Origin of the sequence: Mumia sp. ZJ1417 (genome assembly GCF_014127285.1) — a bacterium.
In the GTDB taxonomy this organism is placed as follows: domain Bacteria; phylum Actinomycetota; class Actinomycetes; order Propionibacteriales; family Nocardioidaceae; genus Mumia.
Map to the genome: position 1 here is coordinate 3,214,286 of NZ_CP059901.1, position 18,962 is coordinate 3,233,247.

15 protein-coding genes are annotated in these 18,962 nt (G+C 70.8%); 8 read left to right on the plus strand and 7 right to left on the minus strand.

Going from position 1 to position 18,962, the window contains the following annotated elements:
- Window positions 1–167: 167 nt before the first annotated feature.
- From H4N58_RS15665 to H4N58_RS15680, 4 genes are read right to left on the minus strand one after another with little or no spacing between them, the layout of a single operon-like run.
- Window positions 168–617, minus strand: coding sequence for a GNAT family N-acetyltransferase (locus H4N58_RS15665; protein WP_167251699.1), 450 nt, complete (start codon window positions 615–617; stop codon window positions 168–170).
- Between the two features lie 56 nt (window positions 618–673).
- Window positions 674–1,237 (minus strand): GNAT family N-acetyltransferase, encoded by a 564-nt coding sequence (locus H4N58_RS15670; RefSeq protein WP_167005243.1) that lies wholly within the window; start codon window positions 1,235–1,237, stop codon window positions 674–676.
- Window positions 1,238–1,248: 11 nt separating this feature from the next.
- Window positions 1,249–2,418, minus strand: coding sequence for an acyl-CoA dehydrogenase family protein (locus H4N58_RS15675; protein WP_167005246.1), 1,170 nt, complete (start codon window positions 2,416–2,418; stop codon window positions 1,249–1,251).
- Window positions 2,419–2,437: 19 nt separating this feature from the next.
- Entirely contained in the window at window positions 2,438–3,580 is a 1,143-nt protein-coding gene (locus H4N58_RS15680) for a glycosyltransferase family 4 protein (protein WP_167005249.1), read from the minus strand.
- Window positions 3,581–3,905: 325 nt separating this feature from the next.
- Here H4N58_RS15680 and H4N58_RS15685 point away from each other — a divergent pair, with 325 nt between their 5' ends.
- Window positions 3,906–5,885, plus strand: coding sequence for a VWA domain-containing protein (locus tag H4N58_RS15685; RefSeq protein ID WP_167251698.1), 1,980 nt, complete (start codon window positions 3,906–3,908; stop codon window positions 5,883–5,885).
- Window positions 5,886–5,903: 18 nt separating this feature from the next.
- Here H4N58_RS15685 and H4N58_RS15690 read toward each other — a convergent pair whose 3' ends face one another.
- Window positions 5,904–6,911 (minus strand): serine/threonine-protein kinase, encoded by a 1,008-nt coding sequence (locus tag H4N58_RS15690; protein ID WP_167005254.1) that lies wholly within the window; start codon window positions 6,909–6,911, stop codon window positions 5,904–5,906.
- Window positions 6,904–7,362, minus strand: coding sequence for a helix-turn-helix transcriptional regulator (locus H4N58_RS15695; protein ID WP_167005257.1), 459 nt, complete (start codon window positions 7,360–7,362; stop codon window positions 6,904–6,906). Before H4N58_RS15695 ends, H4N58_RS15690 begins: the two co-directional genes overlap by 8 nt.
- A 93-nt stretch (window positions 7,363–7,455) precedes the next feature.
- Here H4N58_RS15695 and H4N58_RS15700 point away from each other — a divergent pair, with 93 nt between their 5' ends.
- The 7 genes from H4N58_RS15700 (at window position 7,456) to H4N58_RS15730 (ending at window position 17,402) form a co-directional block, all read left to right on the plus strand.
- A complete protein-coding gene (locus H4N58_RS15700; RefSeq protein WP_243843021.1) occupies window positions 7,456–9,237 on the plus strand; it encodes a biotin carboxylase N-terminal domain-containing protein in 1,782 nt (593 codons plus the stop codon).
- A 6-nt stretch (window positions 9,238–9,243) separates the two neighbouring features.
- The gene (locus H4N58_RS15705) at window positions 9,244–10,566 is read left to right on the plus strand and encodes a hypothetical protein (RefSeq protein WP_167251697.1); all 1,323 of its coding nucleotides are present in this window, start codon (window positions 9,244–9,246) and stop codon (window positions 10,564–10,566) included.
- On the plus strand, window positions 10,563–11,237 hold the full coding sequence (locus H4N58_RS15710; RefSeq protein ID WP_167251696.1) for a hypothetical protein: 675 nt from the start codon (window positions 10,563–10,565) through the stop codon (window positions 11,235–11,237). The genes H4N58_RS15705 and H4N58_RS15710 overlap by 4 nt, the downstream gene beginning before the upstream one ends.
- Window positions 11,234–12,427 carry a hypothetical protein gene (locus H4N58_RS15715; protein WP_167251695.1) on the plus strand — a complete coding sequence of 398 codons (1,194 nt, stop codon included), beginning with the start codon at window positions 11,234–11,236 and terminating at the stop codon, window positions 12,425–12,427. Before H4N58_RS15710 ends, H4N58_RS15715 begins: the two co-directional genes overlap by 4 nt.
- 48 nt (window positions 12,428–12,475) lie before the next feature.
- Window positions 12,476–12,886: a universal stress protein gene (locus H4N58_RS15720; RefSeq protein WP_167005269.1), complete on the plus strand. Its 411-nt coding sequence runs from the start codon at window positions 12,476–12,478 to the stop codon at window positions 12,884–12,886.
- Between the two features lie 65 nt (window positions 12,887–12,951).
- Window positions 12,952–16,329 carry a pyruvate carboxylase gene (locus H4N58_RS15725; protein ID WP_167251694.1) on the plus strand — a complete coding sequence of 1,126 codons (3,378 nt, stop codon included), beginning with the start codon at window positions 12,952–12,954 and terminating at the stop codon, window positions 16,327–16,329.
- Window positions 16,330–16,484: 155 nt separating this feature from the next.
- The gene (locus H4N58_RS15730) at window positions 16,485–17,402 is read left to right on the plus strand and encodes a DUF559 domain-containing protein (protein WP_167005275.1); all 918 of its coding nucleotides are present in this window, start codon (window positions 16,485–16,487) and stop codon (window positions 17,400–17,402) included.
- Between the two features lie 89 nt (window positions 17,403–17,491).
- On the opposite strand, the gene H4N58_RS15735 is transcribed toward H4N58_RS15730, so the two are convergent.
- On the minus strand, window positions 17,492–18,865 hold the full coding sequence (locus H4N58_RS15735) for an NAD(P)H-quinone dehydrogenase (protein ID WP_167005278.1): 1,374 nt from the start codon (window positions 18,863–18,865) through the stop codon (window positions 17,492–17,494).
- Between the last annotated feature and the right edge of the window lie 97 nt (window positions 18,866–18,962).

The window sequence follows — 18,962 nt, forward strand, 5'->3', positions numbered from 1 at the left end:
CCAAGCGGTCTGTCGCCGCCGCCAGCCGACGCTGCATCTCGCACGTCTGCTCGTCCGAGGCCAGACCCGCGGGCTGGTCGGCGAGCGCGTCCAGCGCCGCGTCCAGCAGGTCCATCGCCTCAGGATCGAACACAAGTATGATTCTACTGCGGCACGAGGTCCGTCGGCTACCCCTCGTACGGGGCTGTGCGTATCCATCTCCGCCACTCGCCCTGTGGACGAAAACCAGCCGCGTCCCAGAACGCAGCCCCCTGCTCGTTGCCCTCGAGCACCATCGCGTCGATCCGGCCAGCACCTACCTGCCGCGCACGCTTCTCTGCGTACGCGATCAAGCGATGTGCCACGCCGCTCCGTCGCACCTCCGGGCCGACGGCCAACCGGTAGAGATGAAAACGCCACCCGTCCCATCCGACGATCAGCGAGCCAACGATCCGCTCGTCGCATTCGGCGACCACGAGCGCGTCGGCGTCTCGCTCCAGGAGCCGTCGGATCGCACCCTCGGTGTCGGCCGGGCGAGCGTCGTTCTCCCCTGCCCGTGCCCAGAAGGCGATCAGCGCCGCAGCCTCGTCCGCACGCGCGGGCCTGATCGTCTGCCGCGAGGGGCGCGATGATGTCACGGCGCCGTTCTATTACCGCGCAGCGACACCGCAGCGCGAAGAGACCGACGTGCCGCTCACCGCAGGGCGAGCACCATCTCCTGCTCCACGCCGTCGTGCAGGACGGCCGGGAAGGACTCCCCGGTCGCGACGAACCCCCGCCGTCGGTAGTACGCCGCGGCCCGGACGTTGTCCTCGTGGACGTGCAGGAACAGCCGGTCGAGACCCTCCTCGTCATGCGCCCACATGGCGACGGCATCGAGGAGCGCGTCCGTCACACCCGCGGCGCGTCCACGCACCTGGGGGTCGACGAAGACACCGACGAGGTTGGCCCGTGGCGGTGCGTCCGGGTCGGTGCCTGCGCCGCCGGTCGCGTACGCCGGAAGCCCAGGCGAGACGAAACCCGCCATCGACCCGATCCAGCGACCGGCGTCGTCGCCGTCGACGAATCGCGCGACGACCTGGACGTTGCCCGGAGAGGCGCTCCGCGCCGCGCGGTCACGCCAGTCCTCCTCGCCTGCGACCACCGCGTCGTCGTACCGCTCGCCGTACGCGATCGGCGTGTCCTTCAGAGCCCGGAGCCGCAGCTCGCGCACCCGCTCCCAGTCGCCCTCGACGGAGCGGAACACCTCGTACGCCATGATCGCCGACCCTACTCGACCGGCAGGCCGAGCCCTCGCGCGATGAGCATGCGCTGCACCTCGGACGTCCCCTCGCCGATCTCGAGGATCTTGGCGTCGCGGTAGAACCGGGCCACGGGGTACTCCTCCATGAAGCCGTACCCACCGAACACCTGCGTCGCGATCCGCGTAGCGGTCACGGCCTGCTCGGTGGCGTACAGCTTCGCGATGGACGCGGCCTGCTTGAGCTCCTGCCCGCCGATGCCGGCGTCCTTCATCGCGGCCGCCTCGTACGTGAGGGCGCGCGCGGCCCGTGCGGCGACGGCCAGGTCGGCGATCTGGAAGGCGACCCCCTGCTTGCGCCCGATCGGGCCGCCGAACGTCTGGCGGTCGAGGGCGTACTCGCGGGACATGTCGAGGCACGCCTCGATGCAGCCGACCGCGAGCGCAGCGATGGCGATGCGGCCGTCGTCGAGGGTGGCGAGGAACTGCGCATAGCCGCGGCCGCGCTCGCCGAGGAGGTTCTCTGCGGGGACGCGGCATCCGTTGAAGCTGAGCGGGTGCGTGTCGGAGATGTGCCAGCCGAGCTTGTCGTACGGAGCCTCGGCGACGAAGCCCGGAGTGCCGGACGGGACGATGATCGTCGAGATCTCCGGACGACCGCCGTCACGGACGCCAGTGCGCGCGGTCACGGTCACCAGCGACGTGATCGCGGAACCGGAGTTGGTGATGAACTGCTTGGCACCGTCGATCACCCACTCCCCGTCGACGAGCTCGGCCCTGGTCGCGGTCGCTCCGGCGTCAGACCCTGCGCCCGGCTCGGTGAGCCCGAAGCCCGCGAGCGTCCGTCCGGCGACGAGGTCGGGCAGCCACTGCGCCTTCTGCTCTTCTGTGCCGAAGGTGAGGATCGGGTTGATACCGAGTCCGACAGCAGCCTCGAGCGTGATGCCGACCGACTGATCGACGCGCCCCAGCTCCTCGATGGCGACGCACAGGCTCGTGAAGTCGCCGCCGGAGCCGCCGTACTCCTCCGGCGCGGTGAGCCCGAAGAGCCCCAGCTCCCCCATCCTGGCGACCAGGTCCACCGGGAAGTGGTGGTCGCGGTCCCACTGGGCGACGTGGGGGGCGATCTCGGCCTGGGCGAAGTCACGGACGACCTTGCGGAAGGCCTCGTGCTCGGAAGAGAGAGTGCTGTACGCCATCCGCTGATGTTAACAGTCGTTAACGTACGGGTACACCCGTGCCGGCCGTCCCGTCGTTCATGGCCGGCGCGGCGCGGGTCGGGGTCACCGCGGGCGCCGCGATCAGCTTCTCGAGCTCGCGGACGATCGTCGCCGGCGAGATCGGCCTCGGGCGGTCGAACACCTCGAGAAGCGCATCCACCGACTGAGCGACGGTGAACATCGCTCCCGCGGCTCGCCGCGTGGCGTCCGGGAGCGCCCCGCTCTCGATCGCGCGGCGCAAGCCCCACGCGAGTGCCTCGGCATCGTCGGGGGCGACGAGCAGCACTCCCCCACAGTCGGTCTCGGGCAGACCGCCGTCGTCCGAGGCGACGACCCGGCACCCTGCGTGCTGAGCCTCGATGGAGACGATGCCGAAGGTCTCGTGCCAGTACTGGCCGTTGGACGGCATCACCACGACGTCGTGCGCCGCCATCAGCGCGGCCATCGTCTCCGGGGTGGTGCGGCTCGCGACGACGGAGATCCCGGGGTGGACGCCGAGCATCTGCTCGATGATCCGCCCCTGCGGCTTGTCCGCCCCTGCTGCCGTCGCCGTGAACAGGAGCTCCACGTCGTCTTCGATGACGTCGATGTGGAGCATCGACAGGAGGGTGTAGACGCCCTTCTCGGGACTGAGCCTGCCTGCGAAGAGGATCCGCGTCTTGCCGGTCATGTTCACCGGACGCGGCTCGTTTGCGAAGCACGGCTCCGCAAACGGATAGACGACGCTGATCGTCGCCACGTCGACGTCCAGGAAGTGCGCCCACAAGGCAGCGGCGTACTGACTCGTGGCGATGAGGGTGAGGTCGCGCGTGCCGTCGACCGCGAACGCCCGCTCGTGCGCTCGCAGGGGCGGCGGGTTGTGCAGGATCAGGAAGGCCGGTTCGCGCGTGCGTACGACATGCGGCTCGTTGACGAAGACGACCGTCCCGTCGAGACTCCCGACCTCGGCGAGGGTCGACAGAGAGTGGAAGGGGAGGTCGGCGAACTCTTCCCGACCATCGGCGTCGTCGAGTCCGATCGTGACCACCTGCGCGGGCACGCCGCGGCGGTTCAGCTCGCGGACCTGACCGACGGTGTAGTTCTCAGAACCGCCGGTGCCTGCCGGCAGTCGGTTCCCTGGGGACCAGATGAAGGAGATCATGCGTACCACCCATGTGTCTGCGACGAGCTCAATCGGGTGGCGGACGAGAGGACCGCGGCCGCGGGTCGGATTCGGACCCCACACATGAGGAGAGAGCATCACGCCGGCGATCCGCGACCCGGGTCTCGGCGTGGACGAAGCTCTGCGAAGCAGCGAACCTGCAGCACCCCATCGTCGGCACCTGCAGGTATTTCGACACTAGCACGCACCCACACCCCCCCGTTCGTGACACCGAATCTCCCTAAGGTGTTCTCCGCCTGAAGACTTGACAGGTTTGCGATCGCAAATAAAGATGTTTGCGAAAGCAAACGGAAGGAACCTCCTCGTGCTCTCTCCCACCTCGCCCCGCGCCCTGCGTCTCCTCGCGGGCACAGCGGCACCCCTTCTCGCCTCGACGCTGCTCTTCCTCCCGCAGCCGGCAGCCGCCGACGGCGAGACGCCGCAGAAGATGCAGCTGGTCCTCGACGCCTCCGGCTCGATGGCCGAGAACGCCAAGGGCGGAGGCACCAAGATCACCGCCGCCCGCACCGCCCTCACCCGCGTCGTCGACACCCTCCCCGACGAAGCCGTCGTCGGCATGCGCGTCTACGGCGCCACCATCGACACCGGCAAGGGCGCCTGCACCGACTCCCAACAGGTCGTTGAACCCGGCACCGACAACCGCGACGCACTGAGCACCGCCGTCGGCAACTACAAACCCCTCGGCGAGACCCCCATCGGCTACGCCCTCGCGCAGGCCGGCAAGGACCTCGGCACCGACGGCAAGCGCACCATCGTCCTGGTCTCCGACGGCGAGTCCACCTGTGACCCTGACCCCTGCAAGGTCGCCCGCGACCTGTCCAAGGACGGCATCGACCTCAAGATCGACGTCGTCGGTCTGTCCGTCGACGCCAAGACCCGCAAACAGCTGCGCTGCATCGCCGACGCCGGGCACGGCACCTACTACGACGCCGACGACGCCGCGTCGCTCACCGAACGCCTCGAAGTCACGTCCACTCGCGCCTTCCGCCCCTTCGACTTCACCGGCACACCCGTGACCGGCACCGCGAGTGCCTTCGACGCTCCCGAGATCGGAGTCGGGCAGTGGCTGGACAAGGTCCCGATCCGCGACACCGTCGCCTTCTACAAGATCCCCCGTACGATCCCCGGCTCGACGATCCACGTCGGGGCGACGACCCAGACCCCGGGCGACAGCCTCGGCAGCGGGCTGGTGCTCGACCTGACCGGCACGGACGGCACGACCTCGTGCGGCAGGGGTACGGCGTTCGAGAGCGCGATCGGCGGCACGAACCTCGTCAGCGGGAGCGTCAACAGCTGGTCGAGGGCACCGAAGCCGGTCTGCGACGACGCAGAGGAGCTGACTCTCAAGATCGAGATCTCCGTCGACGACAGCCTCGCGGGCGCTCCGGTCGAGATCGTCGTGTACGAGGAGCCGCCGCTGGCCGAGGGGACGCTCGCGCAGCTCCCCGCCGAGGAGGGGACCCCGCAGTGGGAGCACATGGAGCCCGGGACCGCGACCGCTGAGGTCATCCCCGGGAGCAGCATCGCGAATGCGCCGGTCATCCAGGCCGGCACGTACCGCCTCGACATCCGATCCGGCGAGCGCCAGGTGCTCGCCGTGCCGCTCGCGTGGGGTCAGCACCTCCAGGCGCAGATCGACGCGACGCTGACCAAGCCCGCGTACGACGGCGCGGGCGCCTGGAGCGGCTTCGACGTCCACGTGGTCGGCCCGACCCGTTCCGACGCCACGGCGACGCTGTTCCCCAACCCGCCGGACGACTGGCGAGCCGGGATCCCGTTCGGGAACATGTGGATCGAGGACGACAAGCACTGGCGTCGCGGCGCCACGACGGTGCCGGTCACCTACCTCAACCGCGCCTCGGCGAAGGGCGAGGTGAGCGCGTCGACGCTGCCCGGCTACCGGTACGTCGACGTCGGATTCGTCAACCGGGCCAACGACTCGGCCGTCATCACGTACGACCTCACGGTGAAGGTCTTCGGCGAGGAAGGCGCAGGTGCACCGGAGTACGCCGACGACGCGAGCCTGCTGACGCCGGACACGGACGACTCTGGTCCGGCACCCACCGAGACGTCGACCGATGACGACGGGGACCTCACGGCAACGGCGGCGCGCGACGACGGCGACGACTTCCCTTGGCTGCCAGTCGGTGTCGGCTTCGCCGGTCTGCTGCTGGTCGCCGGCGGCGGCCTTGCGGTGCTGCTGACGCGGCGCCCCAAGCCCACCACGCCTCCGACCCCACCTCCGCACCAGCCCTGGAACGGACCAGGTCCCGGCGGTTGGTGACGGCTGGTTGGTGGCGGCTCAGCCGAGCAGCAGCACGCCCATGACCGCGAGAAGGACGATCCCGAGCGCGATCGAGGCATAACCCGCGCTCCTCAACGGGGCACGCCCACGCGTCGTCGCCGGAGCCTGTACGGGTTCCGGCGGCGGCGTGCCGGACTCCTCCGGCTCAGGCCCCGCACCGACGGACTCGCGAGCGACGTGTTCGAGCACCTCGATCTCGCGACCCTCGTCGTCCGGGATCGCGTCGCCCGCAGGCACTAGTGCCGTACGGGCCAGCAGTGCCCGTGCGGCACCGGCCGAGGCCGGTCGGGCTCCGGGATCGGGAGCGGTGAGCGCCACAGCCACCTTCCAGAGCGCGGGGTCGACACCGGACGGCGGCTTCTCGACCAGGCGTCCGGCGCCGTCCGGAGGGCGGTCGCCGGTCAGCATCTGGACCAGGACGACGCCCGCTGCCCAGAGGTCCTGCGCGGGGTCCGGCTCGGCGCCGACGAGGACCTCCGGTGCTCGATAGCCTCTCGTCCCTAGTACGACCGCCGGGGCGGTCATCCGCGGCTCATGGACCGGGGCGGCGACTCCGAAGTCACCGAGACGCAGGTACGGCCGCCCGGCACCGGTGGGCTCGAGGAGGAGATTCGCGGGCTTCACGTCCCGGTGCACCACGCCCGCCGCGTGGACAGCCGAGAGGGCGTCGAGCAGCTGGTCGAGCAGGCAGGCGACCCACTCGGGAGGCAGGCTGCCGTAGTCGCGCAGCAGGTCGTGCACCGATCCGCCCCGGACGACGTCCATCGTGAACAGCACGGTGTCGTCCGCACCGGCCCATCCACGCGGCGTCACGGTGTGCGGATGGTCGATCCGCACACTCTGCTCGCGCACGAACCGCAGCAGAAGGGCTGCATCGGCCTGCCGGATCATCTTTGCTGCACGACGGACGCCGTCACGTCGGTCATGGACCAGCCAGACCGTGCCCATGCCGCCGGACCCGATCGGCTCCAGGAGCTCGTACCGGCCGGCGAAAACCTCACCCATCGGCGCCGTACCTGCGCAGCAGCGCCGCGATCCGCGGTTGGGCGTCCGCGACGAGGGCGGCCGCCTCCTCGAAGTCCGACGCGGAGCCCTCCGTACGGAACAACGCGCGCACCGCGCTCGCCTCGGGCGTCGTCCACGAGGTCACGACCGCGACCCCCTCCTGGGACGCGAGACCGGCGAGCGCCTCCTCACGGGTCGCCCGACCGGACGCGACCCCCTGTGCCGCGGCGTACATCGCCTGCAGCCGAGACACCGCAGCCGGGTTGCCGATCTTGACGCGGTGCCCGTTGGCCAGCTGCGACAGCATCGGCGCGGAGATGCCGAGCGCCGCCGCGACCCTCGCCTGGGTCAGCCCGAGCACCTCCGCGCAGCGCCGGACGATGACCCCGAGCGGCTCCCCGTACAACGCCGCCTGCGCGCGCTGGTTCGCCTCCACGTCGGGTCCGCTCATGCTCCGCACCTTAGCCGGGGATGGACTCCTGCCGGGGGCGTGCGGCGGGCGCTCTAGACTCGACGGGCAGCCAAGGCACCATGAGGAGCTTCCGTGACCCACACCCAGGGCATCCGTCCACTGACCAAGGTCCTCATCGCCAATCGTGGCGAGATCGCGGTCCGTGTCATCCGCGCCTGCAAGGACGCGGGGATCGGCAGCGTCGCGGTGTACGCCGACGCCGACCGTGACGCGTTGTTCGTCCGGCTCGCTGACGAGGCGTACGCCCTGGGGGGCGCAACCCCGGCCGAGACCTACCTGTCGATCGACAAGATCCTCGACGTCGCCCGGCGCGCCGGCGCCGACTCCGTCCACCCCGGCTACGGCTTCCTCGCCGAGAACGCCGACTTCGCGCAGGCCGTCATCGACGCCGGGCTGATCTGGATCGGCCCGCCGCCGCACGCGATCGAAGCCCTCGGCGACAAGGCGAAGGCCAAGCACATCGCCGAGCGGGCCGAAGCCCCCCTGGCCCCGGGCACCAAGGATCCGGTCGCCAACGCCGACGAGATCATCGCCTTCGCCAAGGAGTACGGACTCCCGGTCGCGATCAAGGCGGTCTTCGGCGGCGGTGGGCGAGGGCTCAAGGTCGCACGCACCCTGGAGGAGATCCCCGAGCAGTTCGACTCCGCCGTCCGCGAGGCGGTCACGGCGTTCGGGCGCGGTGAGTGCCTCGTCGAGAAGTTCCTCGACCAGCCACGCCACGTCGAGACCCAGTGCCTCGCCGACTCCCACGGCAACGTCGTGGTCGTCTCCACGCGCGACTGCTCGTTGCAGCGCCGCCACCAGAAGCTCGTCGAGGAGGCGCCCGCGCCATTCCTGACCGACGACCAGATCGAGCGCCTCTATGCCTCCTCCAAGGCGATCCTGCGCGAAGCCGGCTACGTCGGTGCCGGCACGTGCGAGTTCCTCGTGGCGCGCGACGGCACTATCTCGTTCCTCGAGGTCAACACCCGCCTGCAGGTCGAGCACCCGGTCTCGGAGGAGGTCACCGGCATCGACCTCGTCCGCGAGATGTTCCGCATCGCCGCCGGCGAGGAGCTCGGCTACGACGACCCTGAGATCCGCGGGCACTCCATCGAGTTCCGCATCAACGCCGAGGACGCCGGACGCAACTTCCTTCCTGCCCCGGGCACGCTGACCGTGTGGGACCCGCCGGCCGGCCCGGGCGTCCGTGTCGACTCGGGCTACGTCGTGGGCGAGACCGTGCCGGGGTCGTTCGACTCCCTGATCGCCAAGCTGATCGTCACCGGCAACAGCCGTGAGCAGGCGATCGAGCGCTCGCGCCGCGCGCTCGACGAGTTCGCCGTCGACGGCATGCCGACCGTGATCCCGTTCCACCGCCGCGTCCTCGACGACCCCGCGTACCTCGGTGACGGCGAGCGCTTCGACGTCTACACCAGCTGGATCGAGACCGAGTTCGACAACACCATCGCCCCGTACGCCGGTGGCGCCGCGGAGGCGCCCGAGACGGCCGAGCGCGAGACGGTGGTCGTCGAGGTCGGCGGCAAGCGCCTCGAGGTCGTCCTGCCCGCAGGGCTCGGCGCCGTCCCCGGAGGAGCCGCCGCAGGTGCCGCCAAGAAGCCGAAGCGCACCGCCAAGAAGGCCGGCGCCGCCGCCAGCGGAGACGCCCTCGTCTCGCCCATGCAGGGCACCATCGTCAAGGTCGCCGTCACCGACGGCCAGGTCGTCGCCGAGGGCGACCTCGTGGTCGTTCTCGAGGCGATGAAGATGGAGCAGCCCCTCAACGCCCACAAGGCCGGCACCGTCACCGGACTCGTGGCGATTGCGGGCGAGACCATCTCCGCCGGTGCGGTCGTGGTCGAGATCAAGGACTGACCCGCGGTGCGGGGGGACGCGGCGCGGCGACGCGTCGCACGGGAGGCTGTGCGGACGGCGGGTGCCGTGCTCGTGCTCGGCGTCGTGCTCATCCCCTCCCCCGCCCTCGCCTCCGCAGAGCCTGCGTCATCGCGCGATGCCGCCCGTACGGTCGACGAGATCGCTGCAGCCTTGAAGGAGGACCCGGTCCTCGTCCAGCAGGTCCTCGGCAACGGCGACGCTGCGGGCGCGGAGGAACGGATCAGCGACGCGATCGCCGACGCCGACGTCCCGGTGTACGTGGCCCTGGTGACCAAGCCCGGCGGACTCTCGGCGAGCGCCGCGTCGAAGGATCTCGCGATCCGCCTCCACTCGCGTGTCGGAGACGGCATCTTCATCGTCGGGATGCCGAGCGAGGTGCTCGCGCTCGAGGCGTGGGGGGCGCCCGACGCTCTCGGGCTCTCCGGTGCCCGGTACGACGCTCTCGAGAAGGCCCACCCGATGGTGGACTCCGACAAGGGGCTCGCCGATGTCGCCGAGGCCCAGATCGTTGCGACGATCGCGGCGGGCGGAGATCCCTGGGGGATCGACGACTCCGCGCTCAGGGAGATCGCGAGCGCGCCGTGGGCAGTGCGGCCGGACTCGCTCCCCCGCGACTACGACGCCGCCACACCCGGAGGCCGAGCCGTCATCGCGACGGTCGCCGGGCTGGGGGTCCTGCTCGTCGGTCTGCGCGCCCTCCTGTGGACGACCGCGCGCCGCGACCCGGCAAAGGCGAAGACTCCTCCGCTGACCGTGTCCGACCTCGACCTTGCCGACCTCGTCGCGAGAGCGAACAGCGAGACCACGCGTCTCGCGGAGGCGCTGGCCAACGCACGCTCGTCGTCGTACGCCGACACCGCGACGGGATATCTCGGGGCTGCCGAGGCCGTGCTGCGCGGTCTCGATCCGCTCGTCGAGCCCCGGGCCCCCCGGGCGTACGGGCGCCAGCTGCGCGACGCCGTCGGAGCGCTCGTGCTCGCCCGCTCCGGGCTGTACGAGCTCGACCGCGACGGTCGCAAGAACGACCGCGGTCGTTATGTCACCTGCTTCTTCAACCCTCTCCACGGCCGTGCGGACACCTCGCTCGAAGTCCCTGGGAGGGGCGCCGTCGTCGTCCCGGCATGCCGGCAGTGCGCCCACGCTGCGAAGCACGGCAAGCTCCCCGACGCGCTGGTGTTCGCGTACCCGTCGCGCCGACCCAAGCCGTACTACGAGGAGAAGTCCGTGTGGGCGCGCTCCGGCTACGGCGCCCTCGACGGTGAGCTGTGGGCTACCGTGACCGCCGAGTCTGCAGGGGCCGGCCGATGACGTGGGTGCGCACGATCGGTGCTGTCGTCGTCACTGCCGTGGCAGCGAGCGCTGCCGTCCTCGCCGTCCAGGTCTACGAGGGCAGGCACCCCGACTCCGACGGACCCCTGCCGCGTCCAGGTGATCGGGCGACGGACGCCGTCGCCGCGCTGACCGAGAGCCACCTGTACGTCGCTCCGGAGCTGCAGGGCCTCCTCACGCCCGAGGAGCAGGCACGCGTTGCTGCCGCAGCAGCGGCGTCGGAGCCGGCGGCGTTCATCGCGCTCGCAGGCAAGGGCCAGGCCGGCTACTACCTCGACGCCGACCTCCAGGAGTATCTCCTCGACGGCGTCGCGGTCGACGGGTCGTACCTCGTGTGGGACGGCGAGAGCCTGTACGCCGACGAGAAGACACGCGGCGGCCAGCTCGACGACATGGCCGAGACGGACATGGCGGGCAAGACCGAGGCCGCGCTGATGCGCTACGTCGACTCGGTCGACGGCAACGAGATCAGGCCGTTCGAGCGCTTCGACTACTGGGGAGGTCCCGGCGGTGGATTCACCGCCGGTCTGCTCATGGTGTCCGGCGGCTACGCGGCACTCATGCTGCTGCTCGGCACCGTCCGCGCCCTCGGCGGCGCCTCGTTCCTCCTGCCAGGACGCTGGCGCGACTTCTTCCGGAGCACCGCATGACCACAGAATCCTCGCGTGCCGACCTTGACGCCATCTGGGCCGCGCTGACGGACTCCGGCGTGTACGTCCACCCCTCGCTGGCCTCCAAGGTCACGCCGGAGCACGTGAGCCAGATCCAGGCGAACGTCGCGCGGATCGACGAGCCGGTCTTCGTCATCGCGTACCCGCTCAACTACGACGACGAGTTCAACGGCGGCGTCGACGACCTCGTCGCCACGCTGCACGACCATGACCCGCAGCCCGGGATCTACCTCGCGACCGACACGAAGTTCGGCGAGGTCCGCATCGGGGGCAAGTCGTGGGACACCGACACCGACGACTACGGCGTCTCCCAGGCCGGCTACGCAGCCGGCCACAAGGAGCCGGACAACCTCGGCGACCAGCTCGTCGCCGCGACGCAGATGATGGCGGACGGGACTGTCGCCGAGGGGTACGCGGCTTTCGAGGAGGCGGCCGCCGCCAGGCGCGAGTCCTCGCAGTCGCCCTCCTCGACCTCGTCGTACGACGACGGCGGCAGCACCGGCGTGATCGTCGGGGCGTCGCTGGCGGTCGCGATCGTCGTCGTGGCCGTCTGGCTCGCCCTGTCGTGGCGACGCTTCAAGAGGGAGCGCGGCGACATCCCGAACCGCACGAAGGCGTTCACCCTCCCTGCCTCGGTCGTCGAACGCGTCCGCGATGCTCACGACAGCGCGCTGATCGCCCGCGCGGACCGCGAGCTGCTCGCACTCGGCGAGGCGATCGACGAGACGGACCTCGCCGGCGACACCGCGGCGTGGCAGGCGGCGCTGGACCACTACGACGCTGCCAAGCGCGTACGGGGCGAGTCCGCGCGCCCCGACGTCCTGGACGTCGTCGGCGCGCTGGTCCTGGTGGGACGGGGCCGCGACGCGCTCGAGGCGGCCTCTGCAGGCAGGCCGTACGCTCCGGCGCGTCCCTGCTATTTCCATCCGCTCCACGGCACCGCCGCCGCCATGACGCCCCTGACCACCGACAGTGGCAAGGTGGTCGTCCCGCTCTGCACGCAGTGCCGACGCGATCTCAAGGCCCACCGCCGCCCCGACATCCTCGACGTCGTGCGTGACGGCAGGCCCGTGCACTACTTCGACTCGGGCGTCGAGCCCTGGGCGTCGACCGGCTACGGCGCGCTCGAGCCGGACCTCGTCACGCAGCTGCACCGTACGCGCCGCTGACCGCGCGCCGACGCGACGCGACACCGCCGCTGTGCCATCGTGCTCCCCATGACGATCGCTGTGGCCTACACCCCTGACGAGTACGGCGAGGTTGCGTTGGAGCACGCGATCGCGTGGGCGCGCGACCGCGACGCACGTCTCGTGGTGATCAACGTGGCGAAGGACTCCCAGTTCCACGAGCACCACGACGTCGTCTCCGGATACGACCTCGAGCAGCTCCAGCACCGGCTCGGGTCGGAGGGGTTGCGCGAGCACGATGTCCGCCAGCCTGTGGGGGCCGGTGTCGCCGAGCTCGTGCTCGAGACCGCGGCCGAGGAGAACGCCGACCTGCTCGTCATCGGTATCCGCCACCGGTCGGCAGTGGGCAAGCTCATCATGGGGAGCGTCGCCCAGCAGCTGCTGCTCGATGCCCAGCTGCCGGTCTTCGCGGCGAAGCCGGGACAGCACCCGTTACGGTGAGGTCCGGTCGTCCCACCAAGGAGGCGACCGACCGGACCTGACGCGCTCCCGATCGGAGTTTCCCCATGTTCCGCAAGGTCGTCGTCGCCAACCGAGGCGAGATCGCGATCCGTGCCTTCCGCGCTGCGTACGAGCTCGGCGCGCGCACCGTCGCCGTGTTCCCGTACGAGGACCGCGGCTCCGAGCACCGTCTGAAGGCGGACGAGGCTTATCAGATCGGCGAGGTCGGCCATCCGGTCCGCGCCTACCTCGACCCCGAGGAGATCGTCGCCACCGCCGTCCGCGCCGGTGCCGACGCCGTCTATCCCGGCTACGGGTTCCTGTCCGAGAACCCCGCGCTCGCGAGCGCCTGCGCCGAGGCCGGCATCACGTTCGTCGGGCCGTCCGAGGAGGTCCTGCGCCTGACGGGCAACAAGGCCCGGGCGATCGAGGCTGCCCGCGCGGCGGGCGTCCCGGTCCTCGCGTCGGTGCCGCCGAGCCGCGACGCCGCCACGCTCGTCGCCGCCGCGGACGCCCTCCCGTACCCGCTGTTCGTCAAGGCTGTCGCCGGCGGCGGAGGCCGCGGGATGCGGCGCGTCGACGACCCGACGCAGCTGCGCGACGCGGTGGAGGCCGCGATGCGCGAGGCCGAGGGCGCGTTCGGCGACCCAACGTGCTTCATCGAGCAGGCCGTCGTCGACCCGCGCCACATCGAGGTGCAGATCCTCGCGGACGCGACCGGCGACGTCGTGCACCTGTACGAACGCGACTGCTCGGTCCAGAGGCGCCACCAGAAGGTCGTCGAGATCGCGCCCGCGCCGCGGCTCGACCCGGAGATCCGCGCGCGCATGTGCGCCGACGCCGTCGCGTTCGCGCGCGCGATCGGCTACACCTGCGCCGGGACGGTGGAGTTCCTGCTGGCGCCCGACGGGTCGTACGTCTTCATCGAGATGAACCCGCGGATCCAGGTCGAGCACACCGTCACGGAGGAGGTGACCGACGTCGACCTCGTCCAGGCACAGCTGCGGATCGCGTCCGGCGAGACCCTCGCCGACCTCGGGCTGCGCCAGGACGCGATTACCGTACGAGGTGCGGCGATGCAGTGCCGGATCACGACCGAGGACCCGGCCAACGGGTTCCGGCCCGACACCGGCCGGATCACCACGTACCGCTCCCCCGGCGGCGCCGGCGTCCGCCTCGACGGCGGCACCACGTACGCGGGGGCTGAGATCGGCGCGTACTTCGACTCGCTGCTCACCAAGCTCACCTGTCGCGGTCGCGACTTCGAGGCGGCCGTGGAGCGAGCGCGGCGCGCGATCGCCGAGTTCCGGATCCGTGGCGTCACGACCAACCTCACGTTCCTGCAGGCGGTGCTGAACGACGAGGAGTTCGTCGCCGGCGGCGTCACGACGTCGTTCATCGACCGGCACCCCGAGCTCCTCGAGGGCGCGCCGTCGGCCGACCGCGGCACGAAGCTGCTCGCCTACCTCGCCGACGTGACCGTCAACCGTCCGCACGGCATCTCGCCGGACGTGCTCGACCCGCGCGAGAAGCTGCCCGCCGTCGACCTCGGCGCAGCCGCACCCTCGGGCACGCGCCAGCAGCTCCTCGAGGTCGGGCCCGAGGCGTTCGCGCGGGCGCTGCGCGAGCAGACGCAGGTCGCCGTCACCGACACGACGTTCCGCGACGCCCATCAGTCGCTGCTCGCGACCCGCGTGCGCACGTACGACCTGCTCGCCGCGGCGCCCGTCGTCGCGCGGTCCACGCCACAGCTGTGGTCGATCGAGGCGTGGGGCGGCGCGACGTACGACGTAGCGCTGCGTTTCCTCAAGGAGGACCCGTGGAAGCGGCTCGCCGAGCTGCGCGCGGCGATCCCGAACGTCTGCCTGCAGATGCTGCTGCGCGGCCGCAACACGGTCGGCTACACCCCGTACCCGACCGAGGTCACCGACGCTTTCGTCACGGAGGCGGCCGCGACGGGCATCGACGTGTTCCGCATCTTCGACGCGCTCAACGACGTCGCGCAGATGCGGCCGGCGATCGAGGCCGTGCGCGCGACCGGGACGGCCGTCGCCGAGGTCGCGCTCTGCTACACCGGCGATCTGATGAACCCGGACGAGCCGATATACACGCTCGACTACTACCTGCGGCTCGCCGAGCGGATCGTCGACGCGGGCGCGCACGTGCTCGCGATCAAGGACATGGCCGGGCTGTTGCGCGCTCCCGCGGCCGCGCGTCTGGTCACGGCGCTGCGCGCGCGCTTCGACCTCCCGGTCCACCTGCACACCCACGACACCGCCGGCGGTCAGCTCGCCACGCTGCTCGCGGCGATCGACGCCGGTGTGGACGCGGTCGACACCGCTTCGGCGTCGCTGTCGGGCACGACTTCGCAGCCGCCGATGTCCGCGCTGGTGGCGAGCACCGACCACACCGATCGGACGACCGGGCTGTCGCTGCGCGCCGTCAACGACCTCGAGCCGTACTGGGAGGCCGTCCGCAAGCTGTACGCGCCGTTCGAGGCCGGACTGCCGTCGCCGACCGGGCGCGTCTACCGCCACGAGATCCCGGGCGGGCAGCTGTCCAACCTGCGGCAGCAGGCGATCGCGCTCGGGCTCGGCGACCGGTTCGAGCAGATCGAGGACATGTACGCCGCCGCGAACGACATCCTCGGCGACATCGTGAAGGTCACGCCGTCGTCCAAGGTCGTCGGCGACCTCGCGCTGCACCTCGTCGCGGTCGGCGCCGATCCCGCGGAGTTCGCCGAGAACCCGCAGGCGTACGACATCCCGGACTCGGTGATCGGCTTCCTCGCCGGCGAGCTCGGCGACCCGCCCGGCGGATGGCCCGAGCCGTTCCGTACCCGCGCGCTCGAAGGCCGTACGGTCAAGATCGGCGAGACCGAGCTGGGCGCGGAGGACCGCGCGGGGCTCGCGGCGGATCCGCGGCCGACGCTCAACCGGCTGCTGTTCCCAGGGCCGACGCGCGACTTCGAGCACGCACGCGGGGAGTACGGCAACGTGTCGGTGCTGCCGACCGACGCGTTCTGGTACGGACTGCGCTCCGACGCCGACGTCGAGGTGAGGCTCGAGGAGGGCAAGACGCTGATCCTCGGGCTCGAGGCGATCTCCGACGCCGATGCGCGCGGTCTGCGCAACGTGCTGTGCACGCTCAACGGGCAGCTGCGTCCGGTCATGGTGCGCGACCGTTCAGTGGCCAGCGACGTCGTGACTGCGGAGAAGGCTGATCCGTCCGACCCGCTGCACGTCGCGGTGCCGTTCGACGGGGTGGTCACGCCCTCCGTGGCCGTCGGCGACACGGTCGAGCCCGGACAGCAGGTCGCGACGATCGAGGCGATGAAGATGGAGGCCTCGATCACGTCGCCGAACGGCGGCACGGTCTCGCGGCTCCTGATCGAAGGCCCGCGCCAGTCCGAGGGCGGCGACCTCCTCCTCGTCCTCGGCTAGCCCGCCCCGCCCCCGCCCCGTCCCGTCCCCGATTCGGGCACTTCGCCACTCTTTCGTCCAGGGAAGACGGTGGAAATCCGCCCGAATCGGGGACGGGACGGGCGGGGCTGTGGAGAGCGGCGTCGGCACCGCGCGAACGGACCCACCCTGCATGCGTGAAAGCCATCCCCGCATTGCTCTTCGAACGTCCGTTCACCCCGCGCGACGCCAAGTCCGTCGGAGTGTCACGACGCCAGCTCGACGGGAACCGTTTCGTACGACTGTTCCGTGGCGCATACGTCACCGCCGGGACGAGGCTCACCCTCGTCGTCTGGATCCGTGCCGCACTGCTCCTACTCCCGGACGACGCCGTCGCGAGCCACCTGACCGCGTTGCGTCTCTGGGGCCTCGAGCTGCGCTCGCTGCTTCCGCTCCACTTCTCGACCAACACCGTGGCGCGCATCCGACGCGACGAGATCCGCCTCCACCGCCGCCGCGGCCGACTGCGCGCGTACGTACGCCAGTTCCTCGCGTGCACGGGGCCTGACCGGACATACGTCGACTGCGCCACGATCCTCAACGCTGTCGAGCTCGTCCAGGCCGCCGAACATCTGATCCACGCCGGCCACACCACGCTCGCGGAGCTCTCGACGTACGTCGGAGCGACCCACATCGACGGGGTCGTCCGCGCACGGCGCGCCTTCACCTACGTCCGCGAAGGTGTCGAGTCGCCGATGGAGACCCTCGTACGGCTCATGCTCGTCTTCGCCCGTCTCCCCGAGCCCAACCCGAACCCCGACATCCTCGACAACCTCGGCCGGTTCGTCGCACGCTGCGACCTTGTCTACTGGGACTACCGCGTGATCGTCGAGTACGACGGCGCGTGGCACGAACGCTCCAAGAAGCAGCGCGCACGCGACCGTACGAGGCGCGAGGCACTCGAGCGACTCGGCTGGACCGTGATCGTGGTCCTCGAGGACGACCTCACCAACAAGAAGGCGATCGTATGGCGCGTCTACGGAGCACTCCGCGACAACGGATACGAAGGACCGCGCCCGCACTTCAACGCCATGTGGACCCGCTGGTTCGTGTGACACCCGATGTCCCGTCCCCGATTCGGGCAGTTCCGCACCGAACTGATCCGCCGGATGGGTGGAGAACTGCCCGAATCGCGGACGGGGCCTCAGCGGGGCTGGTGGAGGCGGCGGGCGGCCTCGGCGACGGACCCGCTCATCGACGGATAGACCGTGAACGCGTTCGCGACCTGGTCGGTCGTGAGTCCCGTCGAGACCGCGAGCGACACCGAGTGGATGAGCTCGGAGGCCCTCGGTGCGACGACGACGCCGCCGATCACCGCGCCACCGCCGGCGCGGCAGAAGAGCTTCACGAAACCGTCGCGCACGCCCTGCATCTTGGCCCGCGGGTTGCCCGACAGCCGCAGCGTCACCGCCTCCGCGTCGATCTCGCCCGCGTCGACCTCCTTCTGGGTCACGCCGACGGTCGCGATCTCGGGAGCGGTGAAGACGTTGCTCACGACCGTGCGCAGGCGCAGCGGGTGGACCGCGTCGCCGAGCGCGTGCGCCATCGCGATCCGCCCCTGCATCGCCGCGACCGAGGCCAGCATCAGGACACCGGTGCAGTCACCGGCCGCATACACACCGCGCACCGACGTCCGCGACACGCGATCGACCTGGATGAACCCACCGGAGTCGACCGTGACTCCGGCCGTGTCCAGCCCGAGCCCCTCACTGTTGGGGATCGAGCCGAGCGCGAGAAGGCAGTGCGAGCCCTCGACCTCGCGCCCGTCGGTGAGTCGTACGAGGACGCGGTCGCCCTTGCGCTCCACCGACTCCATCCGCGAGCGCGACAAGACGTTCATCCCACGACGCGTAAAGACCTCCTCGAGCACGACCGCGGCGTCCGGGTCCTCGCCGGGGAGCACGCGATCACGGCTCGAGACCAGCGTCACGTCGCAGCCGAGCGCCTTGTACGCCCCGGCGAACTCCGCGCCCGTCACACCGGACCCGACGACGATCAGGTGCTCCGGCAGCTCGTCGAGCTCGTAGACCTGCTCCCACGTGAGGATGCGCTCCCCGTCGGGGATCGCCGTGTCGACCACACGCGGGTGCGCGCCCGTGGCGAGCAGGACGATCTGGGACGACAGCTCCTCCGTCCCACCGTCGGCACGCTCGACAACCACCGTCTCGGGCCCGTCCAGCCGAGCGGTTCCGGCGATCACCTGGACGTTCTCGCGCTCGATCCGGCGGCGGATGTCGTCGGACTGGGCCACGGCCAGCCGCTTGACGCGCTGGTTGACCTGGCGCAGATCGACGACCGACGCGGACGTCGTACGGATGCCGAGCTCGCTGGAACCGGACACGTCGGTCATGAGGTCGGACGTGGCGATCAGCGTCTTGCTGGGGACGCAGTCGGTGAGGACGGTCGAGCCGCCGAGCCCGTCGCGCTCGACGACGGTGACCTCCGCCCCGAGCTGTGCCGCGACCAGCGCAGCCTCGTACCCACCAGGTCCACCACCGACGATCACGACACGATTCACGTGGTCATTGTCTCGCACCCGGGACTTCGGGCACGTCGCGGCCGGGTACGGACGACCCCCGCTGTCGCGTACGCCACAGCGGGGGTCGGGAGACCGG